The sequence below is a fragment of the Moraxella sp. CTOTU47724 genome, from assembly GCF_032014955.1.
In the GTDB taxonomy this organism is placed as follows: Bacteria; Pseudomonadota; Gammaproteobacteria; order Pseudomonadales; family Moraxellaceae; genus Faucicola; species Faucicola tetraodonis.
In genome coordinates this window covers 74,771-96,899 of the sequence record NZ_DALZSV010000002.1, presented here as the reverse complement: position 1 = coordinate 96,899, position 22,129 = coordinate 74,771, and the positions used below count along the sequence as shown (strand labels likewise).

The 22,129-nt window shown below is 42.2% G+C and carries 23 protein-coding genes; 14 read left to right on the top strand and 9 right to left on the bottom strand.

All coding sequences use genetic code 11. From position 1 onward, the window contains the following. The first annotated feature begins 62 nt into the window (after positions 1-62). From RTR63_RS01115 to RTR63_RS01100, 4 genes are all read left to right on the top strand, one after another. Positions 63-479 carry a F0F1 ATP synthase subunit epsilon gene (locus RTR63_RS01115; protein WP_060995382.1) on the top strand — a complete coding sequence of 139 codons (417 nt, stop codon included), beginning with the start codon at positions 63-65 and terminating at the stop codon, positions 477-479. 399 nt (positions 480-878) lie between these two features. After that, on the top strand, positions 879-1,586 hold the full coding sequence (locus RTR63_RS01110) for a response regulator (RefSeq protein ID WP_007115827.1): 708 nt from the start codon (positions 879-881) through the stop codon (positions 1,584-1,586). 209 nt (positions 1,587-1,795) lie between these two features. Continuing rightward, on the top strand, positions 1,796-3,490 hold the full coding sequence (locus RTR63_RS01105) for an ATP-binding protein (protein WP_312522235.1): 1,695 nt from the start codon (positions 1,796-1,798) through the stop codon (positions 3,488-3,490). Positions 3,491-3,587: 97 nt separating this feature from the next. After that, entirely contained in the window at positions 3,588-3,797 is a 210-nt protein-coding gene (locus RTR63_RS01100; RefSeq protein WP_312522234.1) for a hypothetical protein, read from the top strand. Positions 3,798-3,907: 110 nt separating this feature from the next. On the opposite strand, the gene RTR63_RS01095 is transcribed toward RTR63_RS01100, so the two are convergent. Next, the gene (locus RTR63_RS01095; protein WP_312522232.1) at positions 3,908-5,284 is read right to left on the bottom strand and encodes an ATP-binding protein; all 1,377 of its coding nucleotides are present in this window, start codon (positions 5,282-5,284) and stop codon (positions 3,908-3,910) included. A gap of 104 nt (positions 5,285-5,388) precedes the next feature. Here RTR63_RS01095 and RTR63_RS01090 point away from each other — a divergent pair, with 104 nt between their 5' ends. From RTR63_RS01090 to RTR63_RS01080, 3 genes are read left to right on the top strand one after another with little or no spacing between them, the layout of a single operon-like run. Next, positions 5,389-6,723: a valine--pyruvate transaminase gene (locus tag RTR63_RS01090; RefSeq protein ID WP_282842150.1), complete on the top strand. Its 1,335-nt coding sequence runs from the start codon at positions 5,389-5,391 to the stop codon at positions 6,721-6,723. A gap of 60 nt (positions 6,724-6,783) precedes the next feature. Beyond that, positions 6,784-7,800, top strand: coding sequence for an AAA family ATPase (locus RTR63_RS01085; RefSeq protein ID WP_203171275.1), 1,017 nt, complete (start codon positions 6,784-6,786; stop codon positions 7,798-7,800). 6 nt (positions 7,801-7,806) lie between these two features. Then, positions 7,807-8,310, top strand: coding sequence for a hypothetical protein (locus tag RTR63_RS01080; protein WP_282842149.1), 504 nt, complete (start codon positions 7,807-7,809; stop codon positions 8,308-8,310). Positions 8,311-8,332: 22 nt separating this feature from the next. Here the strand turns inward: RTR63_RS01080 and hisH are convergent, their stop codons facing one another. Continuing rightward, entirely contained in the window at positions 8,333-8,968 is a 636-nt protein-coding gene (hisH, locus tag RTR63_RS01075; protein WP_282842148.1) for an imidazole glycerol phosphate synthase subunit HisH, read from the bottom strand. Positions 8,969-9,143: 175 nt separating this feature from the next. Between hisH and RTR63_RS01070 the strand changes: the two genes are divergently transcribed. Together RTR63_RS01070 and RTR63_RS01065 are read left to right on the top strand one after the other, a co-directional pair. Further along, a complete protein-coding gene (locus RTR63_RS01070; protein ID WP_099833316.1) occupies positions 9,144-10,127 on the top strand; it encodes a DnaJ C-terminal domain-containing protein in 984 nt (327 codons plus the stop codon). 113 nt (positions 10,128-10,240) lie between these two features. Beyond that, the gene (locus RTR63_RS01065) at positions 10,241-10,567 is read left to right on the top strand and encodes a chaperone modulator CbpM (protein WP_050325155.1); all 327 of its coding nucleotides are present in this window, start codon (positions 10,241-10,243) and stop codon (positions 10,565-10,567) included. Positions 10,568-10,668: 101 nt separating this feature from the next. On the opposite strand, the gene RTR63_RS01060 is transcribed toward RTR63_RS01065, so the two are convergent. The 4 genes from RTR63_RS01060 to lptF all read right to left on the bottom strand — a co-directional run bounded on the left by RTR63_RS01060 (position 10,669) and on the right by lptF (position 14,545). Continuing rightward, positions 10,669-11,490 (bottom strand): DUF305 domain-containing protein, encoded by an 822-nt coding sequence (locus RTR63_RS01060; RefSeq protein WP_312522228.1) that lies wholly within the window; start codon positions 11,488-11,490, stop codon positions 10,669-10,671. A gap of 202 nt (positions 11,491-11,692) precedes the next feature. Beyond that, positions 11,693-12,358: a hypothetical protein gene (locus RTR63_RS01055; RefSeq protein ID WP_007115837.1), complete on the bottom strand. Its 666-nt coding sequence runs from the start codon at positions 12,356-12,358 to the stop codon at positions 11,693-11,695. Between the two features lies 1 nt (position 12,359). Continuing rightward, positions 12,360-13,433, bottom strand: coding sequence for an LPS export ABC transporter permease LptG (gene lptG / locus RTR63_RS01050; RefSeq protein ID WP_312522227.1), 1,074 nt, complete (start codon positions 13,431-13,433; stop codon positions 12,360-12,362). Then, positions 13,430-14,545 (bottom strand): LPS export ABC transporter permease LptF, encoded by a 1,116-nt coding sequence (gene lptF, locus RTR63_RS01045; RefSeq protein WP_409418178.1) that lies wholly within the window; start codon positions 14,543-14,545, stop codon positions 13,430-13,432. The genes lptG and lptF overlap by 4 nt, the downstream gene beginning before the upstream one ends. 382 nt (positions 14,546-14,927) lie before the next feature. Here lptF and RTR63_RS01040 point away from each other — a divergent pair, with 382 nt between their 5' ends. The 3 genes from RTR63_RS01040 (at position 14,928) to sstT (ending at position 18,292) form a co-directional block, all read left to right on the top strand. Beyond that, the gene (locus RTR63_RS01040; RefSeq protein ID WP_312522223.1) at positions 14,928-16,442 is read left to right on the top strand and encodes a leucyl aminopeptidase; all 1,515 of its coding nucleotides are present in this window, start codon (positions 14,928-14,930) and stop codon (positions 16,440-16,442) included. 21 nt (positions 16,443-16,463) lie between these two features. Continuing rightward, complete coding sequence (locus RTR63_RS01035) at positions 16,464-16,931, top strand: DNA polymerase III subunit chi (protein ID WP_312522221.1); 468 nt, start codon at positions 16,464-16,466, stop codon at positions 16,929-16,931. A gap of 125 nt (positions 16,932-17,056) precedes the next feature. After that, positions 17,057-18,292, top strand: coding sequence for a serine/threonine transporter SstT (sstT, locus tag RTR63_RS01030; protein ID WP_312522219.1), 1,236 nt, complete (start codon positions 17,057-17,059; stop codon positions 18,290-18,292). Positions 18,293-18,440: 148 nt separating this feature from the next. Here the strand turns inward: sstT and RTR63_RS01025 are convergent, their stop codons facing one another. Next, entirely contained in the window at positions 18,441-18,932 is a 492-nt protein-coding gene (locus RTR63_RS01025; protein ID WP_312522217.1) for a hypothetical protein, read from the bottom strand. Between the two features lie 642 nt (positions 18,933-19,574). Here RTR63_RS01025 and RTR63_RS01020 point away from each other — a divergent pair. Further along, on the top strand, positions 19,575-19,730 hold the full coding sequence (locus tag RTR63_RS01020; RefSeq protein ID WP_065253562.1) for a DUF1328 domain-containing protein: 156 nt from the start codon (positions 19,575-19,577) through the stop codon (positions 19,728-19,730). A gap of 152 nt (positions 19,731-19,882) precedes the next feature. On the opposite strand, the gene RTR63_RS01015 is transcribed toward RTR63_RS01020, so the two are convergent. Together RTR63_RS01015 and RTR63_RS01010 are read right to left on the bottom strand one after the other, a co-directional pair. Continuing rightward, a complete protein-coding gene (locus RTR63_RS01015; protein ID WP_312522216.1) occupies positions 19,883-20,869 on the bottom strand; it encodes a putative bifunctional lysylphosphatidylglycerol flippase/synthetase in 987 nt (328 codons plus the stop codon). Between the two features lie 47 nt (positions 20,870-20,916). After that, positions 20,917-21,201 carry a DUF1289 domain-containing protein gene (locus tag RTR63_RS01010; protein WP_159373971.1) on the bottom strand — a complete coding sequence of 95 codons (285 nt, stop codon included), beginning with the start codon at positions 21,199-21,201 and terminating at the stop codon, positions 20,917-20,919. 261 nt (positions 21,202-21,462) lie between these two features. Between RTR63_RS01010 and RTR63_RS01005 the strand changes: the two genes are divergently transcribed. After that, positions 21,463-22,092: a YqiA/YcfP family alpha/beta fold hydrolase gene (locus RTR63_RS01005; RefSeq protein WP_076775427.1), complete on the top strand. Its 630-nt coding sequence runs from the start codon at positions 21,463-21,465 to the stop codon at positions 22,090-22,092. Positions 22,093-22,129: the final 37 nt, after the last annotated feature.

The following is a 22,129-nucleotide window of genomic DNA, read 5'->3' as shown; positions in this document are numbered from 1 at the left end:
TAGTTTAAAATAAAGTAACAGGGTTTTATCAACCTAATTTTGCAATACCATAGGAGAGAACTGTGGCAACTTTACAATGTAATGTCGTCAGTGCGAAAGAAACTATCTACTCTGGTGAGATTAGTATGTTAATTGCTACTGGGGTAGAAGGTGAAGTCGGTATTTTGCCAGGACATATTCCTTTTATTACGCTATTAAAGCCGGGCACCATGCAGATCAAAACCAGCAATGGCAATGATGAAATGGTGTATGTATCAGGTGGTGTTTTAGAAGTACAACCGCATTTAGTGACGGTATTGGCAGATACGGCAGTACGTGCGCATGACTTAGATGAAGCCAAAATTTTGGAAGCACGTCGTCATGCAGAACAAAGCTTGCAAAATCAAAAAGCCGATATCGACACCTCTGCGGCTTTGGCAGCATTGGCAGAATCTTTGGCACAATTGCAAACCTTACAAAAATTCAAAAACCGTGCCTAATTTTGATGGTACTATGTTTAAAGACAGTGGCTATGACCACTGTTTTTTTTATGGGTGATTGAAAATATAAGTGCTTAAAAAAAGCGTGATTAAAAAAGGGTACTTAAAAATTTGCTAATTATCTTTTAAACCAAAGGTAGCAAAAAATTTTATCCGTTACCAAACAGATAACCTTATATGGTATGTTTTTAAAGCTTATTATATGTGGTATTTATACTTTTTTTATGTTTAGTTACGTTTTAACAATATTAAATTGGCTATTTTTTCGCTAAATTAATTCAATTATATTGTAGTAGTACAGGTAATGCGTAAACTTTCATTACCTATTTCTGATAGATAAATAAAGATATATTCTGATATAAGTATTAAGAGTATGTATAAAATTTTTTGGAGGAAATTATGTCAGAAGAAGAGTTGATACCTCGAGTATTGATTGTAGAGGATGATGAGCGTCTTGCAACCTTAACCCAAGATTATTTGCGTAAAAATGGTCTAGATGTGGCAATTGAAACTGATGGTAACCGTGCCATTCGTCGTATCGTGGCTGAGCAGCCTGACATGGTGGTGCTTGATGTGATGTTGCCAGGTAGTGACGGTCTGACGGTATGCCGTGAAGTACGTCCTCATTTTCATAACCCTATCTTAATGCTAACTGCGCGTACCGAAGATATGGACCAAGTATTAGGTCTAGAAATGGGTGCGGATGACTATGTGGCAAAACCGGTTCAACCGCGTGTGTTATTAGCGCGTATTCGTGCGCTATTGCGCCGCTCTGATACAGCGCCAACCGATGAAGTGCCGCAGCGTCTTGAGTTTGGCGATTTAGTTATTGATAACGGCGGTCGTTCGGTTACTTTGAACGATGAGCTTGTTGACTTTACCAGTGCGGAATATGATTTGTTGTGGTTGTTGGCATCAAATGCGGGTCGTATCTTATCGCGTGAAGATATTTTTGAACGTCTGCGTGGTATCGAGTATGACGGTCAAGACCGCTCGATTGATGTACGTATTTCTCGTATCCGTCCAAAAATTGGTGATGATCCCGAAAACCCAAAACGTATCAAAACAGTTCGCAGTAAAGGTTATCTGTTTGTCAAAGAAAACTAACATAGTATTGATAAACACAGTATCGATAAAAAAGTCAGCATCAAGCTGGCTTTTTTTATTGCTGTTTATTTTGCTACTTAGCAATTGAAAGGTTTAGGACAACAATTTACTACGTTACTAGACAGTCGCTTCATGAATTTTACATTGTAATATTAATTTTGCTAGGTAATAATACGGCTATTATCTATTGACCTTAACCCTAGATTTTTATGCCGCTATTATCCTCCTTAAACCAGTCTATTTTTCTGCGAATTTATGCAGGTCTGTTATTTATCTGTTTATTGGTTGCATTTTTTGCGCAACTGCTTATCACCACTATTAATGCAGAGCGGGTACAGACTTATCGCGAGGATATGGCATCAGCGGCATTTTATCTCATTGATTCAGGCTTATCGCGGCAAGTCACTGCCCAAGAGCGTAATTTTTGGCTCTCTGATGTCAGTACTTTATTTGACACCAAGTTTAATATTGAACCGACCTCAAAAGCGGACTTTAGAACTAGCGAAATCAATCGACTCAATAAACAACAAGCCGTAGTACGTTTTAATAGCGATACCAATACGGCTGAGATTTATCATAAAGTCTCGGGTGAAAATAACGTGTTGCATGTGAGTTTTAATAAGCTCAGTGAGCAACAAATCAAAGGAGTAGGCGTGTTGCTACTCGATGATTTGTCTTACTATCGTACTTTGGCAGAAAAACAGCAACGCTTGCAACAAATTCAAAAATTTTTCCCTTTTAAGCTCACTTTGCAATCTATTAATAAATTGCAGCTTGATACCGACCAAAAAGCGCGCCTGTATCGCAAAGATATCGTGATTATGTTCCGTGACAATACCAGTGTAGAGAATTCATCGATTCGGGTACTAGCACCGACTGAAATCCAAGATACCGTGGTGGATTTGGGACCTATTCCGCTATTTAACTGGTTTCCGCTTAATCTGATTATTAGTATCACGCTCATTAGTATGTTCTTGATTAGTTTAGGGGTGTATGCGCTAATTTTCCCATTAGAGCGTAAATTGCAGCTCATTCAAAGTGGTATCACTAAAGTGCGCGAAGGTAAGCTCAATACCAAAGTAAAAGTCGTGGGCGAAGATGAAATTGCCCATCTAGCCGCAACCTTTAATAGTATGACTGAGCACATCCGCCGTTTGATTGAATCACAGCGCGAGTTGACCCGTGCCGTATCTCATGAGCTGCGCACCCCAGTAGCACGTATTCGCTTTGCCGTGGATATGCTAGCTGATACGGATGATTATGAAGATCGGATGAGTCAGCGTGATTATATCGATCAGGATATTGAATCGCTCAATGGCTTAATTGATGAAATTTTGACCTATGCCAAGCTTGAGGAAGGCTCACCTAAAATGGACTGGGAAGATGTCGATTTGCAAGAACTCGTTTCGCAGATTGTCCGTGAGACCAATGCGCTTGGTAAATCTATCACCGTCAAAGTAGGCAACATGCAAAAAGGTGCGTTTGCACAAGCCGATAGACGCTATTTACACCGCGTGTTGCAAAACTTGGCAGGTAATGCCACCCGTTATGCCGAAAGCACCATTATCATCTCAGCAGGCTTAGAAAAAAATGAAGCCTTTATCAGTGTGGAAGATGATGGACAGGGTATTCCAGAAAAAGACCGTGAAAAAGTCTTTATCCCATTTGCGCGTTTGGATGATAGTCGTACCCGTGCCTCGGGTGGTTATGGTCTCGGCTTATCAATCGTGTCTCGAATTGCGTTTTGGTTTAATGGTCGCATGTCAGTAGATGAAAGCCCTACCTTGGGTGGGGCGCGATTTATCATGAAGTGGCCGAAAAGCCAGCTAGCTTCAAGTATTGAAGCCGATGAAATTACCCAAAAGAGTAGCGAGAAAAAATACACGCAAGCGCAAGGGTCATAAGCTCGTTACCAGTGATGCTTGCAAATTTGCTCAGACTGGGCTAAATTTTAGTGAGTTATGCAATGGTTTAGCAAAATTTGCGCACATCAATTAACCGATGAGCGAAATCATCACAAGCGAGGATGGCATGCGTTATCTATTTTTAGCCTTGGTGGTACTCAACATGGCGGTTTTTGGTTATTATAGTTTTTTGCGCAAACCTACTGAAAGCCAGTCCGTCTCACAGGCGCGCGCAGCCTTGGTTCACCCTGTCACAGCCACCAATGTGTCAAATGAACTACCCCCCATGATTGGTACTAAAAAGTAAAAATAGCTACCCAAACCAAAGTTATCAAAACCGAAGCTATCAACACCAAAGTTACTAAGGAATCATGATTAGCCTAACCTATTAAGCAACCAATTAGTCTTTTGTCATCTTTATTCTATAATCGGAATATTAACCACCACTACTAAACCGCCGCCATTGGGCTGATTACGAGCGATGACGCTACCATTGTGCAGGTGAGTAATGCGGCTTACAATCGCAAGCCCAAGTCCACTCCCTTGCGTGGTACGTGCCGTTTCGCCCCGCTCAAACGGCTGCATAATCCGCTCAAGCTGATCTTCGGCAACGCCTTGCCCCTCATCGCTAACTTTAATGGTTAAGTATTTTTGTCTAGAGGTTATCTCTGGCGTTAGATTTTCATCGGTGACCACTTGCTCGGTAGGCTGTAGAGCATTATCAATGCTAATCTCAATATGAATGGGCGGCTGACCATAGCGACAAGCATTATTGACCAAATTAACAATGAGACGTTTGATGGATAAGGGTCGTAATGGCACACTAGGCAAATCGTCTTGGATATCGATAATAAATGGGGTAGGGGCAAACTGCACCACAATCTCGTTAATGATGGGACGCATATTGGTCAATCGTACCGCTTCATCTGAGCCATCTTTCATAAATGAAATAAACTGCTCCAAAATCGCGTCCATGTCCTCAATATCATACACCAACCCTTCCCGCAAAAACTCATCGGGTAGCATCTCAGCTGTGAGTCGCATCCGCGTCAGTGGCGTGCGCAAATCATGGGAAATACCAGCGAGCATAATATTGCGTTCTTTTTGGGTTTGGATCAGGTTATGAAACAGTCGGTTAAATGCCAAATTCACCTGACGAATCTCTGTTGAGCCTTCATTGGTCGCCAAATTGTTGGCGTGCCCAAGGGTGATGTAATCAATTGCCACTTTTTGTAGGCGTTTGAGCGGGCGATTTAATTGTCTTACCAAAAACAAAATAGTCAGCAACGTGGCAAGCGGGATCCCCAATAAGAAAAAATAAATCGACGTTGGGCTATATTTGGCATAAAACTTGACAGGCTCTTGCAGCCAAACATCCGGATGCGCACTGTCTTGAATATACAAAATCGGCACGGGTTTGAATTTAAAATTGACCGATACAGGACGCTGCATCACGGTTTCCATCTGTGTTGCCATCCGCTGGGTAAAATAATCTACCAAGGTTTTTTCTTGAAAAGAAGGTATCTGTTGTGGGTCAGTAATCACGTTAATATGCGAGGCATCAATAATCCAATTTTTAAGCTCGGGATTGTTTTTAAAATCTTTATCCGCTTTATCAATCATCAACAGCTGATTGGCAAGATAAGTTGCATGGTTTTGTAGCTCTGGTAAATACAGACTGCGCCAAAAAAACCACAGCGACAACGCCACGCTCACCAGTACCATCAACATCACCATCAAGGTGGTTTGCCAAGTGTGGCTATAGCCTTTAAGTTTGGGTAAATGCGGTTTCATGCTGGGGTATCCTGATGGTGGCTGTACAGCTAAGTCAAAACGGGCAACGGCACTGGCATCCTGTTATAATACGCAGATAGCTTGGCAAAATTAAAGGGGCAATCATGCAGTTTTCAAAGTTTGGTGAAAAGTTTACCAAAAATAGCGGTATTTTGCAGTTAATGGATGATTTGGGCAACGCGCTTAACAGTGAGCAACCGATTAATATGCTCGGCGGTGGCAATCCAGCACGTATTGATAAAGTTAACCAAACCTATTGGTCGGTGTTTAAAACCTTAGCTAAAGGTGATATGGGCTCAATGGCCATCGAAAATATCGGAAACTATTCAACGCCGCAGGGCGATGCCAAGTTTATTGCCGCATTGGTAGATTTTTTTAATCGCCATTATGATTGGGGACTTACCACAGACAATATCGCCCTGACCAATGGCTCACAAAACGCATTTTTTTATTTATTTAACTTGTTTGGTGGGCAGTTTGACGATACCACACAAGGCAGCCTGGATAAGAAAATTCTATTACCACTTGCCCCAGAATACGTGGGTTATGCCGATGCCCATGTGGATGGGCAGCATTTTATCGCAGTGCCACCCAGCATCGAATTTGTGCAACATCAAGGTGAAGACGGCTTTTTTAAATACCGAGTCGATTTTGACACGCTAGAAAATTTGGCTGAATTGCACAACGGCGAAATCGGGGCAATTTGCTGCTCACGCCCGACCAACCCAACAGGCAACGTGCTGACCGATGACGAAATGGCACGCCTTGAAGCGATTGCCAAGCGCTTTGATATCCCCCTGATTATCGACAATGCGTATGGGATGCCGTTTCCCAATATCATCTATAGCCAAGCCACACTCAATTGGAATGAGCAAATTATTTTGTGCTTTAGCCTATCAAAAATCGGTTTGCCTGGGGTGCGTACAGGGATTGTGGTCGCCAATCCGCAGGTGGTCAAAGCGATTAGCAGCCTAAACGCCATTGTCAATCTAGCACCGACCCGTTTTGGTGCGGCGATTGCGACGCCACTACTACAAGATGACCGGCTAAAAGATTTGTCAGACAATCATATTCGTCCGTTTTATCAAGGACAAGCCAAATTAGCGGTGCAGCTGCTAAAACAAGAGTTGGGCGACTTGCCAAGCCCCTATAACAATGCGATGAAAATCCACAAGCCTGAAGGCGCGATTTTCTTGTGGGTGTGGTTCAAAGATTTGCCGATAACCACGGTTGAGCTATATGAGCGATTAAAAGCCAAAGGCACATTGATTATCCCTAGCGAGCATTTCTTTGTTGGCGTGGATACTGAAAACTTTAAACACGCCCATGAGTGCATTCGCTTAAGCATCGCGCAAGATGATGAGACGCTGAAAAAAGGGATTGCTACGATTGGGGAAGTGGTGAGGGAAGTTTATAAAGTACAAAATCGATTTAATTGATTGATTTATTAAGTTATATTAGTTTATCAATTTCATAAAATTTAATGATGTGAGATCAGAATGCTTAAGGATTTTGAATTAAAAAATTATGGACCAATTAATGAAGTTCATGGAAAAAGACTAGGAAAAATTAATCTAATTCTTGGCAAAAATAGTACAGGTAAGACTTTTTTACTCAAGGCATTATATAGTGTACTTCGTAGCCATGAAGAATCTAACAGAGGTAATTCTAATCAAGATTTTTCTGAAGTTTTAAGTGATAAACTATATTGGACTTTTCAAACTGAAAAAATTGGTGATATCGTCACAAAAGGTGATGGTAAGAAACTGTCAACAACCATTACTTTAGAGGATGAAAGCTCGCTATTTTTCAGTTTTGGCAAAGATACTAGTGTAAAAGTAGCTAATATAGAGAATAATCTTACCAAAAGGGAATCTAATTCTATTTTTTTACCACCTAAAGAAGTTTTGTCATTGATAGATGTAATTTACAAATCTGCTGTTATTGATAAACTTTTTGGTTTTGATGCTACCTATGTTGATTTAGTTAAAGCACTAAAAATACCAACTCAAAAAGGGCGGAATTTAGATGCTTTTGCAAGCTCTCGTAAGCAACTGGAAAAAATGTTTTCAGGGAAGGTAGAGTTTGATGCTAAAGGTCAAAGTTGGATTTATAAAAAAGGAAATAGTAAGTTTTCCATAATGACAACTGCAGAAGGTATTAAAAAGGTTGCTATTCTTGATACACTTTTGGGAAATAGATATTTAGATAAAGATTCAATCGTATTTATTGATGAGCCTGAATCTGCTTTGCATCCTACTGCTATTGTTGAGTTGCTTGATATTATTTATGTACTGTCTCAAGCAGGGATTCAGTTTTTTTTAGCGACTCATTCTTATTATGTCATTAAAAAGCTATTGTTAATTGCTAATAAAAATCAAATGCATATTCCCACACTAATGGCCAATGAAAATGGTGAATGGGAGCAAACTTGTCTTCTTGAAGATGGATTACCAGAGACTGAAATTATCAATGAGTCTATTCGGTTATTTGAGCAAGAGTTTCAAGGAATTTAAGTTAGAATGATTACAATAAAAGAATCTGGCGTGACATTTGGACATTTTGATGAAAAAGATATTTATAAAATAGAGAATTCCGCAGGACATCAAGGATTGGGTGATGGTTTTAAAATTGTTGAATTTACTTATTTAAGAAGTAATGTATTATTTTTTATTGAAGCAAAGTCATCTATACCAAAACCAGAATCAACTTCAGATTATGAAGCTTTTTGGCAAGAAATTTTAGAGAAATTTGAAAATGCGTTACTATTGGAGTTAATGGGATGTTTGCGAAGGAATCAGCAAGTCTATAATGAATTAGCCGACAATCATAAAAATATTGATTGGGAAACTATAGATATTCATCTTAGACTCGTCATAAAACCTGTTCCAAAAAAACATTTACCACCTATTACCGATAAATTTAGAGCAAGATTTAAGAAAGTGTTAAAACTATGGGCTATAAATCCCAATAATCTTTTCGTAATTAATGAAGAATTAGCAATTCAAGAAAAGCTTGCGATTTAAAAAAGGGATACATGTCCCTTTTTTAAACGTTCCACTCCACAAAATTCTTCAATAGTTGCAACCCTGCGGTATGGCTTTTTTCGGGGTGGAACTGGGTCGCAAACAAATTATCTTTAATCACGCTGGCACAAAACTCAACGCCATAATCACAGGTTGCCGCCACAATCGAAGTATCAGACGGCACACAATAAAAACTATGCACAAAATAAAAATGGGTATTATCTTCAATCCCTTGCCATAGCGGATGCGCCAAATCCATATGGGTGATAGTATTCCAGCCCATATGCGGTACTTTAATGCGTTCGTTTTTATCATCTAGCCAATGATCATCAAAGCGTTTGACGTCACCACCCAGTACCCCTAGACAGTTTACCCCATCATTTTCTTCTGAGCGCTCAAACAACGCCTGCATCCCCACACAAATCGCCATTACAGGCTTATTAAATACAGCCGTTTTGACAGCATCAGCGATACCCGCTGCCTGCATCTCTGCCATGCAGTCGCGCATTGCCCCTACACCAGGGAAGACCATTTTGTCTGCCGCCGCAATGACTGCAGGGTCACGCGTGATCGACACATCAGCGCCCACTGCCGTCAAGGCTTTACCCGCCGAATGTAAATTACCCATGCCATAATCTAGCAATGCAACCTTTGTCATCTGTTATCCTGTTGTCAAAAAAAGCCCAAAACTGCGATTAAGCGCTGATATCACTTGGCGCTCATCATCGTCAATTACCAAAGAAGTTTTGAAAAATACCAAAATAGCCATTATATTAATATCATCACATTGCTGCGCGAATAGCACTATTCGCAAAATCGTAAGGACAATAATAATGGCAGAAAAAAACTATTATGACATTTTAGGCGTCGATAAAAAAGCCAATGAAGCAGATATTAAAAAAGCCTATCGCAAACTGGTGCGACAATATCACCCTGATATCAACGACTCACCCGATGCCGACGCCAAAATGGGTGAAATCAATAACGCCTATGAAACGCTCAAGGACGCTGAAAAACGCGCCCAATACGATCTGATGCTCGACAATCCTTATATGGGTCAAGGCTTTGGCGGCGGTCAGGGCTTTAATGCCAATATGAGCCAAGCGGATTTGGATGAAATCCTCCGTCAGTTTGGCGGTGGGGCTGGCGGTCGTCAGTCGCAAGGCGCGGGTGGCTTTAGATTTGATGATATTTTCTCGACATTCGGGGGCGGTGCAGGCGGGTTTTCAGACGGATTTGGTGGCAGACAGTCGCAACGCTCGACCAAAGGCGACGATCAGCACGCCGAGTTATCAATTGATTTGAAAGCCACTTATGAAGGCGATACCCGTAAAATTAGCCTAAATTTACCCATACAAACCGCGACAGGGCTGGATTATCAAACCAAGACCATTGAAGTCAAAATCCCCAAAGGTATTGCCGAAGGACAACAAATTCGCTTGGCAAAACAAGGCAATCCAAGCCCATATGGCGGTGATAATGGCGATTTGTACCTAAAAATTAAATTTAATCACCCAGACAATATCCGTGTAGAAGGCAAAGACGTGTTCCAAACGGTAGATGTTGCGCCTTGGGAAGCAGCCATGGGCGGTCAAATCACGGTCAACACGCCTGCTGGCAAGGTCAATGTCAATGTACCAAAAAATAGCCGTACTGGTACCAATCTTCGCCTTAAAGGTAAAGGTATCCCAGCTAAAGAAGCCGGTGATTTATATTTAAGTTTAAATATCGTGTTGCCAAAAATCGATACAGACGCAGATATCCAAGCGTTTGAAGCGTTCAAATCGGCATTTGCCTCATTTGTGCCAACGCGCTAATCTATTGATAATTAAGCGCTATTAATAACTAAGCAAAAAAAACAGGCAGTACAATAAAAAAAAATGACAAACAAGCACCAAACATAACTATAGATACACAACAGGAGTGCAACATGGCTCAAACCACCAATACGGATTTATCATTACGGTTAACCCTAGATGACTTGATTATGGCGAGTAGTTGGGATAAAAGCTGGGTATTAGCGCTAATGGATGAAGATATTATTTATGCTGAAACGCCTGCCATCGACAGCCAGCCCTATTTTAATAGCGCACAACTGACCACAGTGCGCCTTGCCTCACGCCTACGCCGTGATTTTGATGCCAGTCCGCAAGCGATTGGCTTAATACTATCGCTGCTTGACGAGCTAAGACCGCTTCGACAGTTACAGCGGCAAATCACGCTCACGCGAATGGTTCATGATGTGGATGACAGCTAGCAAGCATCAAGTTAGCCAACATCAATTTGGGTGAATTTAATCCTAAAAAAGGGTGGGTTATCGCGCTATAATCCGCCCTTTTTATTTGCTACAGCAAACGATTATTGGGCGTACCCATGGTTACGGAGCCAATTTTGTAGAAGTTGAATTTCGGCTTGTTGGGTATCGATTAGGGTATTGGTAAGGCTACGCACTTTGTCATCGTTACCATATTTGGCAACCACTTGTGAGAACGCAATCGCGCCTTTATGATGAATCAGCACGGTTTGGGCAAACGCTTGGTCGGCGTTTTTAGTCATGACCGTGTCCACCATTTCTTGCTGCATATCATCGATAATACTATCGATTTCTTGCTGGGCTGCTACACTATCTGCCATCGGCTGATTAGGGTCCGCGGTGTTTTGAATCAGTTGCATGGCAAGCCAATTCTGTAATATTTGTGATTCATTTTGGCGTGAGCTAATAATGTCTCGGGCTAAACCTAGCAGTTCAGGATTTTTGCCGTATCGCTGCTCAATACTGGCAAGCGCGATGGTTTCATCAAAATGACTCAGCATAGCTTTGACAAAAATCATATCAGGCGAGATGGGTATATAGTCAAATTGATTAAGGGCGGTTGGTTCACTGGCTGCAGCCGCATCGATACTTGGCTGCTTGATGACAGTAAAATACGCTTCTTGATAGTCATTGATGGTAATTGAGTCAGGCATCACATAACCTTGTGCCAGTTGACTGACGGTAAGCATGTTTTTATTGATTGCCTGTGTGTCTAATACTTGGGGCAATGGTTTATCATCGAATTCTTGGGGCGCGCTCACGGCGGCAGCGGTAGGGGGTGCTGGCTGCTGAGAATCAGATTGCTCACAACCAATCATGCTGATAACTGCGATGACAAGCAAGATTGATGGTGTGAGGTTGGACATGCATCGGCTCCCATGCCTTGATTTTATACGGTGTGTTTTGAAATGATGATTGTAAGCATTAACGGTAAGCGTTGACTGTCAGCATTGATTATCAGTCTTAGGCAAGAGTATAAAGTAGGGTCATCACAGTGACTATATCAATTGTGTCATGGCAGCTTGCTTATCATTTGCTAACTGCTGATTGTGCTAACTGGCGATTGTGCTAACTGCCGCTTGCGAGCAATATCCCCGCCAAAGTAAAAAACGCGCGATAAGCGGCTACTTTTTTCTCCAAGCTTTGCGGGTAAGCGCGCGAGGTCGATGGCAACCGATAAATACCAAATACTCGCCCAAAAGCGTTAACTTCAAGAAACTGATTGGTTTTTGGCAGTTTATAGGGTGTTTGGCTGGGATTAAAATAGGGTGACGCGGGGTCACTGATACTTTGGTTCACCAGCGCTATCAGCACTTCTGTGGCTTTGCCACCGGTGGTGTAAATCCACTTGACCTGCTCAAGCTGTGCCAAAACTTTACCCAAATCAACCGTCGCAACCACGGTCAAATGTTCGTCAGCCGCATTGCCTTTTTCGCGGATGACGTGAGTGACTGAAGGACATTCACCGATGTTATAAGCCTGTAAAAATGCTTTGATTTTTTCGGCATCAAAGCGTTTTTCATCACCGACTCGAAAATAATCAATATCATCAAAAAACACCTTACCCATGATACGCCACATATCATTATAAAAATTGGGATAATGAAATGCCATGCACCATTTATCAGGTGTGGGCGGCATGGTACCCATCATCAAGACTTTGGTATCAGCAAAAAAGAAGTTACCAAACGGATGGGCTTCGACACGCGGGTCAGTCAATAAATCAGCAGACATATCAGTTTTTATTTCTAATTAAATACACGCCAAGCGCGGCACTGGCAATAATCGGTAATAACACCATAAAAAAAGGTGAAAATCCCGTGCTTAGACTGACAAACCCGACCAAATCTTGCAGATAACTAAATACCAAGCCAAATAAAAGAGCGATCACAATACGATAGCCCAAGCTTTGGTTACGCAAGGAGCCAAATACAAATGAACAAGCAACCAACACTAGCGATAGCATGGCAAGAGGCGCCAATAGCTTTTTCCAAAAGGCAACTTCATGCTCCAGTGAGCGGCGTTTGTCTTTGGCTAAGAGCTGTTGGTGTTGCCATAATTCGGTCACTGACATGTTATCAGGGCTGCGTGTTAACAGATAAATCGCTGACGGCTCAATGGGTAATTGCAGCGTCATAGTCGGTATGGTAGTCAATTGACTGTGACCATCGGCGGCGATGGTTAATTGTTTGATTTGTTGCAGCTGCCAGCCCGATGTCTTATCAGCGGTATTTTGACTGACAAAGCTGCCGGTATCGGCCTGCAGCACTTGTTGGATATGGGCAGTGTCGTCTAGCTGCCAAACTTTGATATTTTTGAGCTCGCCTTTGGTATTGGCATGGTCAATATTGATGATGCGGTTGGCTTGTTTGTCCCAATAACCGTTGATGGCACTTGATAGCAAAGGTTTGTCATGCTTGACTTGGTGCGCTAACTGATTGCTAGTTGGCACTACATACTGCCCAAGCAACAAACGGATAATGACAAAAATAATCGCTGGTTGCATCACCCAACCGACTATTTTAAAGCGGCTGATGCCTGCTGCTTGAATCACCGTCAACTCACTGGTGTTGGCAAGCAAGCCTAGCCCTACCACTGCGCCTAATAGTGTGCCAAATGGCATATAGTCGAGTAAATCACGGGGTGCACTATAGGCAATAAAACGCAAGGCATCTAAATAATTGTAATGGTCATTGAGATCCTGCAACTCTGCCAGATAATCAAAGACGACTTTAAGTAGCCAAAGACCAATGATAGCCCCTGTCATGGCAAAAAGCGCTTGTTTTTTAACGTAATGAGATAAAATCATGGCTGACCGCCTGGTGATAACTGACGGCTGTGGCGACGATAGCGGACACGATGTACCACGCGGCTTTGCCAATTTAACAACAATGCAAATCCGATAAAACCAACGATTAGCCAAATATACGCGTATTCACTAATGCTTTCTTTAGCAATGGCAGTGCGTAGCGAAATGATACTAATCGCACAGCTAGCAAATATGAGCACTGAAGGTAACAAACGAAGCCAGCGTCCTTGACGGGGGCGAACCTGTGCAAGCGGGGTAGCAAGCATTGCCGCAATGATAATCAGCCACGGCATGGTAAAGCGATAGCCCAGCTCGGCTTTGACTTCGGGTTTTTGGGTATTGGCGAGCAGTTTGGCAGTGGTTTGGGTTTCGACATTGGTTTCGGTAATTTTTTCGCTAGCAGGTTTTTCTAGGGTAATGCGATATTTTTCAAAACTGGCTTGGTTGTATTTGGCGTTGTTGGTGCCAAGCTCATAGCGACGACCCTGAAACAAATCTAGCTGCATTGAGCTATCCGTGTCTTTACTGGGTACTTGATAGGCGCGCGTGGCGGTGATGATAACATCGTTTTTGGCGATTTTGCCGCTTTTATCGGTTTGCTGCTGCACCACGTATAGGTTTTTGAGTTCACGTTTTTCTTTATCAAACTCATCGACATACAAGTGGTAGTTACCACTGCTGATAAAGGTTTTTGGACGCACTAAATCAAGCAAACTACCGAGCGACTGGGTTTGCCAAATCTGCTTACTGTTAGACAGTCCCCATGGTTTTGCCCAAAGACTAATCCCCATCTGAAATACAAATAACCCAGTAATCAGCGGAATCATCAAACGTGTCAAACGGCCACGACTGATGCCACTGGCAAACAGGACGCTCATCTCCTGATCCACGTACATACGACCGAGCACGAGCATCAGTGCGATAAAAAATGACAGCGGTAAAATCAGCTCAAGAAAGGTTGGAATGTTATAGCCAATAATAGCAAATAGCAAACCCACATCCAGCCTGCCTTCTGCAGCGATACCAAAATAGCGGATTAAGCGACCGCCAAGCATCAGCGCCATCAGAAATAACAGCACAATCGCAGTATTAGCGGCGACTTGTTGCGTCATATAGCGTCGTAATATCACAAGTAACCACCTAATATTACTCAAAAATTAATCAATTCAAACAGCTAGGGAAGTAAATGCCAATATTGTACGACATCATACCATTCGGCGCATCTGTTAATCGGCTATTTTAGCGCGTCACCGACAGATTATGAATATGAATACTGTAAGGTAACATTTCACAATGACTTTTCACCACCACTTTTTACAGCCGCTTTATCAAAGCCATTTTTTACAAAGACTTTTTACAACCGCATTCTACCCTACACAATGACGCCTGCTATCCCATCGCCCAATATTATAAGCCAAATGCTATAACCCAAATACGATAATAGGTATGCTATGATAATAGTTATTTCTTGATGACAATAATTAAGGAGCTTAAATGAGTTTGACATTGACACTAGCGACCGCGCTTAAAAAAACGGTCAAGAATAGCTATCACGTGGTATTGGTAGATGACAATAGCCAAACTATGGGGCAACTAACGAGTGAGCTACAAACCGCTGTCAGTAGCCTAATTGAAGCGAGTCGTTTTAAGGGTAAGCTTGCCGACACCGCCATCAGTTATGGCGCTGACAACAATACGGGTTTATTGTTGGTTGGCGTGGGCAGTCAAGACAAATTAAACGGCGGTAGCCTGCAAAAAATTGCCAAAGCAATTTATGCAAGTTTGAGCCGTCTTACCAAATCTGCCGTGATTAGTTTAGGCGATAGTATTGATGAAGTGAGTTTTGGTCAGCTAGCATTAGCCCTGCTAAATCAAAGCTATACCTTTGATATTTATAAATCGCAAAAAGCGGATAAACCGACGCTAAAAGACGTGACCTTATTGGTCAGCGCAGACAACCAAGCCGCGTTTGACACCCTGCTACAGCTGCAGCAGGCGACTGCGCAAGGCCAATCACTCACCAAAGATTTAGCAAATCAGCCACCGAATGTGTGTTTCCCTGCCTATCTTGCACAGCAAGCGCAAAACTTGGCAAATCAATACCCAGAGCTATTGACGGTAAAAGTACTGGGTGAAAAAGACATGCAGCAATTAGGGATGAACTGCTTTTTGGCAGTCGCTCGCGGCTCCGCACATGAAGCTAAGCTAGTATTACTTGAGTACAATGGCAAAGCCGCCAAAAAAGACAAAAACAGCAAAACCAAAGGCAAAAAATCAAGCCTAGAGCAACCGATTGTACTTGTAGGTAAAGGCATCACCTTTGACAGTGGTGGTATCTCACTCAAACCAGGTCTGGGCATGGGCGAGATGAAATACGACATGGGCGGTGCAGCTGCAGTCATGGGCATGATTAAAGCGCTATGTGAAGCGCGTCTACCGCTACAAGTCGTTGGCGCACTCGCTTGTGCGGAGAATATGCCATCAGGAACAGCGACTCGCCCTGGTGATATCGTCACCGCCATGAATGGTAAAACCGTGGAAATCCTCAATACTGATGCAGAAGGTCGTTTGGTACTTTGTGACACCTTGGTATATGTGCAGCGCTATCAGCCAAAAGTGATTATTGACATGGCAACCTTGACGGGGGCGTGTATCGTGGCGCTGGGTTATGTGCGCTCAGGTTTATACAGTAACAATGAAGATGTGATTTTTGAGCTTGAACAAGCTAGCGAATCAGCGTATGACCGTGTTTGGCACATGCCACTGGATGATGACTACCAAGAGCAGCTTAAATCCAACATGGCAGATATGCAAAACATTGGTGGTATGCCAGCAGGGTCAGTCACAGCGGCGTGTTTTTTATCCAAGTTTGTTGAAGATATCCCTTGGGCGCACTTGGATATCGCAGGGACGGCATGGCAGTCGGGTAAAGAGCCAACCGCAACAGGTCGTCCAGTACCGTTATTGATGCATTATCTTTATCGCCAAGCTGCCCAAGATGCAGTCTAGGTGATAGGACGCTGACCCCTAATGATGGCCTCGCAAATTAGTTTTTATATTTTGTCCCCGCAAAAAAAACAGCTGGCGTTTGTCTGCCAGCTGATTTCAACCGTGCTAGCCAAAAGCGATGATAGCATTATCGTAGTGGCAGCATCCGAGCTATTACCCCCACTTGATGACCGACTATGGTCATTGAGTGATGTGGCGTTTATTCCCCACCAAATTATCCAGCAACTTGATGCCTTTTATCACCAAAAACTCCCTGCCAGTGTGGTACTTACCGATAATATCGAACTTGTCACCCAATTTGATGGCGTCGTCATCAATCTCACCAATGAGGCGATTGTAGATACCCAAGCTAGCCGCCTGCTAGAAGTTATCGACGCTGCCCCCGAACAGGTTGAAAGTGGTCGTCAAAAATACCGCGTTTATCAAGCACAATTACAATCACTAGCAACCAACAGCGCACCTGCCATCCAAGTTTTTCAAATCCGATAACCTCTCTACCCAACACTTTGATAGAGTTAAGTTGACAAGTTGACGATTTTAAAAATAATTTATGCAAATTGTTAAAAAATGTTAATATATCAGCCATTTTTGCGGTGAAATATTAAGAGGTTATTATGTTAAAGCTTATCCAAGCGTATCAGCGCGTGGGGTTGGTGCCTTTGATTGTGATAGGGCTGATACTTGGTATTTTAGTCGGTTCATTAGCCAATCCGACTATCATCGGCGGTTTATCCATGAGTGTGGCGCAAACCATCTCAATTTTGGGTGCGTTGTTTGTCGGTGCGTTAAAAGCGATTGCACCGTTGTTGGTGTTTATCTTAATCATTGCCGCTATCAGTCAGCATAAATCAGGCACTCAGGTCAATGTCCGCTCAACCTTGGTGCTGTATATGGCAGGTACGTTCTTGGCAGCTTTGACAGCCGTCGTAGCAAGCTTTTTATTCCCAACCGAATTGATTTTAAAAGCTAGTGAAGTCAGTCAGACGCCACCGTCATCCTTAGCAGAAGTGATAAAAGTACTCTTGACCAACATGGTGGAAAATCCCGTCAAATCAATCGTCAATGCTAACTACATGGGCGTGTTATCGTGGGCGGCGATTTTGGGTCTTGCCTTGCGCCATGCCTCAGACAATACCAAGCAAATGATTAACGATTTGGCGGAGGCGGTCTCAAGCGTGGTCAAATGGGTAATTTGGTTTGCGCCATTGGGCGTGTTTGGCTTGGTGACACAAACCATCGCTGAAACTGGTCTGTCGGTGTTATTAAGTTATGCCCGTTTGTTAGCAGTGTTGGTCGGCTCTATGGCATTTATCGCGTTGGTTGTAAACCCATTGATTGTGTTTGTCAAAACCCGCAAAAATCCCTATCCACTGGTGTTTACCTGTCTTAAAGAAAGTGGCATCACCGCCTTCTTTACTCGCAGTTCAGCCGCCAATATTCCTGTGAATCTAAACCTTGCGCATAAGTTAGGTTTGCATGAAGATACTTATTCAATCACTATTCCACTAGGTGCCACCATTAATATGGCAGGGGCGGCGATTACCATCAATGTCATGACATTGGCAGCGGCACATACATTAGGTATTCACGTGGACTTCGGGTCTGCGCTGTTGTTAGCGGTGGTATCTACCTTAGCTGCGGCGGGGGCATCGGGTGTTGCAGGGGGGTCATTGCTATTGATACCATTGGCCTGTAGTTTCTTTAATATTCCTGACACCATTGCCATGCAGGTAGTCGCAATTGGCTTTATTATTGGGGTAATACAAGACTCGGTTGAGACAGCACTCAACTCATCAACGGACGTGTTATTCACTGCAGCAGCGGATCCCAAATACGCTTATCATCGCTAAAAGCTGCTACAGATTTTGAGCTATATAACAATAAAAAAGGGTATTAAAGTGTCTTTTTTATTGACCAAATAATCAATCCACTAATTAGCCACAAAAAAAGATGCCACGTAGGCATCTTTTTTTATAAAAATCGTTTAACAATTAGCGATTATGGGTTTACTACAACGGGTACAGTTTGTACGTCAACAGGTACAGTTGTCGTTGTTGAGGCAATCGCTGTATTGTCATCAACCGGTTGCACGGTGATCGATTGAACCGCAGGACCTGTTTGGGTAACTTGCGCTACAGGCACCACCCTAGGATTTGATTGGGCATTTCTAGGTGCGGCTGGCACAACAGATTTGTTGCTGCTTTCGTCGATTTTTAGTTCAGCTGGGATATCAATGTTTACTTCGCTCGTTCTTTTAGTCGCTTTGGTGCCTTTTTTAGCCGTGGCTGAAGCTTTTGCGCTGTGCTTATTTTTTGATGCTTTTGTTGATTTTTGAGTAGTGGCTTTTTGTGGTTTTGCTTTTGCCGTGGCTACATTTTTGTGTGTGGTCGTCGATTTGGTCGTAGTCGTTACTTTGGTCGCTGCTTGAGCACTCACGGTAAGACCTGTTGCTATGACTAATGCAGTAAGTGTTGTGGCTAACTTTTTCATAATTTTTTCCTCATTGTTGATTACTATACTTGTGTCTATAGTTATATAGGTAGTTAGTATAATTCCCGAATATGACAGTATTATAAAGAGAATGATTGTCAAGGGAATACTAAAAGCCTAGATGCCATTATAAAACAATCATCGGCCGCAACAATGTAAGGATTAGGGACAAAATGTTGAGAATACGTAAATAAATCCTAATGCCATTAAGGAAGTTATTCGGTGGCGTTAACAATCAGTGAGATTGTCAGTGCAAAGGGGTAAATTTTTATTGTAGGCTAAATTCTATGGTCTAGGCATAGGGTGGGGGCAAAAGACAAGTAATCTGACGGCAATAACAAAGCTACAGCTATATTAACACAGCATTGCAATACTTACTAATGCTTACCAGAAGCATGAACATCATTAACCATGCATGGTTTTTTTTTGCACTTTGTTATACACAGGCTATGAGAAAGCCACAAACCTTACAAAAGTGCTCGTTACAACGCTATAGAGTTATTTTAATATGTACTCATGCAATAAAGCATAGGTTAACAGACTTTAACTAAAACTAAAATGTAAAGCGTTAAAGTATCTAAATGCAAAATGTCTAACTGCAAAAACAGGACATTTAAAACAATAAAAAAAAGGAGAGTTATCATGTTTCGTTGGGCTATTATTTTTGCTGTAATCGCACTCATTGCTAGTTTCTTAGGTTTTGGTGGTGTCGCAGGTCTATCAGCAAACTTGGCATATGTGTTCTTGGCAGTGGCGGTGATTTTATTCATTGTCGCCTTTATTAGCCGAAAAGTTTAAATCCGACGTTGCAAAATCGCAAAGTTTTACAACGTTTTAATAAGTTAAGATAGGTCGATTTAACTGGGTATGGTTTTATCGAATACGCTTAAAATAACCTTTTAATATATGAAAACACGTTTGTTTGATGCAAAGTGTTAAAAATTAAAAGGTTATTTTTTTTTATCAGAATTTTCATTCAAATATAGCTTTGCCTCGTACGCCAGCAATGCCAGTAAGGCAACCAAAAATGGCATGATGTAATACAGTAATCTAAAAATCAATAATACCGCCAGCATCTGCGTCCGATCGACTTTTGGCAAAGCCGTAATCATGACCACTTCAAATACGCCCAATCCCCCAGGGACATGACTTAAGATGCCGATTGCCATTGATTGAATAAAAGCAGAAAAGGTCGCCCAATAACTGATATGCTCAGAAGGCGGCAACAGTAAGTACAGTACCAACGCCACGGTACTTAAATCTAAAATGGCAATCGCAATCTGTTGCAGCACAATTTTGGCGGGCGGTAAGTCAAAGCGCCAACCGCGAATCACCACATGTTTGCCTTGCTTGCCAGCGTACACAATAATCGCTGCAATAACGATTAACATGATGATGCCAAGCATCCGTACATAGAAAGTATGCTCAAAGATGCCAAGGGATTTATCCAGTTCGGATAATAGTTGAATGGTAATCTCAGGATGGCTAGTCAAAGACGCACCAATCAACGTGGTAATACCAAAGGTAAATGCCATTGACACCATCCAGATGATGTTGGCAATTTCATTATGAGTCAGATTAAAACGGCGATAGTTACGATAACGGATACCACTCGCGGTGACAAGATTGAGCCCAATGGTGTGGCTAATGGCATAAGCGGTAAAAGAGGTGAGGGCGACATGCGGGTAATCAAGTTTTTTGCCGATTTGGCGTAGTGCAATAAAATCATAAATGGTGAGTACTAAATAACCAAAAGCAACCACGATGGCGGCGATAAAAAGATGGAAAGTAGGAATATGCGCGATAGCGTCTAGAACGTCTTGATAGTGCACAGTTTTGGTCAAACGGTAAAGCGCACGAATTGCCATAAAAAAAATCAATACCGTAATCGCTGTTAATGCAAGTCGCCAAACCTGCTTAAACCAAGAACTATTCATGCATTCAACCTAATTTTTTTTAGTAGACATTACAATCATTTAATCAATTAGTCGCCAACATTATTTTCATTATCTTCAAACAATGTCAAATTTATCTCATCATCTTGCGCAGTTTGAGTGGGGGTTTGGTGCGCCAAACGCTCGGCACGCAGTCGTTTGAGTCGTCGGATAGTCAATAACTTAAGTACTTGCCGCTTTTGTGAGTCATTCATCATAAGCCAAAGGTCACGCTCGGTACGATTGCGCAAACAGCCTTTACAATACCCTTGTTTATCTAGCTCGCAGACTTGAATACAAGGACTGGCAATCTCAAATAACTCTTGCTGCTCCATCGCGGTGATAACTCCTGACTACGCCATGCAAATGGATGAGTAATCCACCTATGCAGAGATAGGGTTAACTGGGCGGAAAATCAAATAACACAGACAAAAACGTACCCCCAAACACGGCTATCTAACTAACACGACAAATTTTAACGTGTTGAAACCTCGCATCATGGCTATTTTAGCCAAGCAATGCTAAGATTAAATGTTAGCCAAACCAACAACAGTCGATATGATAATTTACTATAATTAAAAATTTGAGATAAAGCCATGCAAATTGTGTATATTCACGGACTTGATAGCAATCCAAACGCCGAAAAAGCGCAAAAACTCAAAGATTTTTGTGCCAAAAATTTCCCGCAAATCAAAGTTGTTGCGCCCGATTTGAATCGTTCACCCAATGAGTCGATTGCTTTAATCCAAGAAATTATTGCCAAAGACCCCAATACAGGTTTGGTCGGTAGTTCGCTCGGTGGATTTTATGGCAATATTTTGGCAAATTTGACAGGTAAAAAAACGGTATTGCTCAATCCAAGTGTGCACAGTGGCACAAGTCTCAAGCGTTTTTTTGGGGAAGATTTTGACAGTTTGCCCGATGACTATGTTGGTCACGTGACCCCCGATGGCTGGCATATTAGCAAAAAAGATATTGAGTGGTTGGTAGCAAATCGCCCCGAACAATCGCTCAATCCGCAAAATTTATTGGTAATTTTGAAAAAAGGCGATGAGTTGCTCAATTTCCAAGATGCGGTCAATTATTTTAGTCAAAGCACTTTGGAAAAAAGCACTGCCCAAAGTCATATCATCGTGGAAGACGGTGGCGACCATGTGATGAGTGATTTTGAAACCAAATTACCGCAAATTGTGCAATTTTTGTTTGGCTTGCCGTTGATTCAATAAAAAATGTTGGTCAAATTAAAGTTTAGTGTTATTTAAT

Excerpts from the sequence above, each read along its gene's own strand:
- RTR63_RS01080 (WP_282842149.1), top strand. The coding sequence starts at position 7,807 with ATGATTACAATAAAAGAATCTGGCGTGACATTTGGACATTTTGATGAA.
- RTR63_RS01060 (WP_312522228.1), bottom strand. The coding sequence starts at position 11,490 with ATGTCCAACCTCACACCATCAATCTTGCTTGTCATCGCAGTTATCAGC.
- RTR63_RS01110 (WP_007115827.1), top strand. The coding sequence starts at position 879 with ATGTCAGAAGAAGAGTTGATACCTCGAGTATTGATTGTAGAGGATGAT.
- RTR63_RS01040 (WP_312522223.1), top strand. The coding sequence starts at position 14,928 with ATGAGTTTGACATTGACACTAGCGACCGCGCTTAAAAAAACGGTCAAG.
- hisH (WP_282842148.1), bottom strand. The coding sequence starts at position 8,968 with ATGACAAAGGTTGCATTGCTAGATTATGGCATGGGTAATTTACATTCG.
- sstT (WP_312522219.1), top strand. The coding sequence starts at position 17,057 with ATGTTAAAGCTTATCCAAGCGTATCAGCGCGTGGGGTTGGTGCCTTTG.
- RTR63_RS01090 (WP_282842150.1), top strand. The coding sequence starts at position 5,389 with ATGCAGTTTTCAAAGTTTGGTGAAAAGTTTACCAAAAATAGCGGTATT.
- RTR63_RS01055 (WP_007115837.1), bottom strand. The coding sequence starts at position 12,358 with ATGTCTGCTGATTTATTGACTGACCCGCGTGTCGAAGCCCATCCGTTT.
- RTR63_RS01015 (WP_312522216.1), bottom strand. The coding sequence starts at position 20,869 with ATGAATAGTTCTTGGTTTAAGCAGGTTTGGCGACTTGCATTAACAGCG.
- RTR63_RS01100 (WP_312522234.1), top strand. The coding sequence starts at position 3,588 with ATGAGCGAAATCATCACAAGCGAGGATGGCATGCGTTATCTATTTTTA.
- RTR63_RS01010 (WP_159373971.1), bottom strand. The coding sequence starts at position 21,201 with ATGGAGCAGCAAGAGTTATTTGAGATTGCCAGTCCTTGTATTCAAGTC.
- RTR63_RS01065 (WP_050325155.1), top strand. The coding sequence starts at position 10,241 with ATGGCTCAAACCACCAATACGGATTTATCATTACGGTTAACCCTAGAT.
- lptG (WP_312522227.1), bottom strand. The coding sequence starts at position 13,433 with ATGATTTTATCTCATTACGTTAAAAAACAAGCGCTTTTTGCCATGACA.
- RTR63_RS01035 (WP_312522221.1), top strand. The coding sequence starts at position 16,464 with ATGATGGCCTCGCAAATTAGTTTTTATATTTTGTCCCCGCAAAAAAAA.
- RTR63_RS01095 (WP_312522232.1), bottom strand. The coding sequence starts at position 5,284 with ATGAAACCGCATTTACCCAAACTTAAAGGCTATAGCCACACTTGGCAA.
- RTR63_RS01070 (WP_099833316.1), top strand. The coding sequence starts at position 9,144 with ATGGCAGAAAAAAACTATTATGACATTTTAGGCGTCGATAAAAAAGCC.
- lptF (WP_409418178.1), bottom strand. The coding sequence starts at position 14,545 with ATGACGCAACAAGTCGCCGCTAATACTGCGATTGTGCTGTTATTTCTG.
- RTR63_RS01105 (WP_312522235.1), top strand. The coding sequence starts at position 1,796 with ATGCCGCTATTATCCTCCTTAAACCAGTCTATTTTTCTGCGAATTTAT.
- RTR63_RS01020 (WP_065253562.1), top strand. The coding sequence starts at position 19,575 with ATGTTTCGTTGGGCTATTATTTTTGCTGTAATCGCACTCATTGCTAGT.
- RTR63_RS01085 (WP_203171275.1), top strand. The coding sequence starts at position 6,784 with ATGCTTAAGGATTTTGAATTAAAAAATTATGGACCAATTAATGAAGTT.
- RTR63_RS01025 (WP_312522217.1), bottom strand. The coding sequence starts at position 18,932 with ATGAAAAAGTTAGCCACAACACTTACTGCATTAGTCATAGCAACAGGT.
- RTR63_RS01005 (WP_076775427.1), top strand. The coding sequence starts at position 21,463 with ATGCAAATTGTGTATATTCACGGACTTGATAGCAATCCAAACGCCGAA.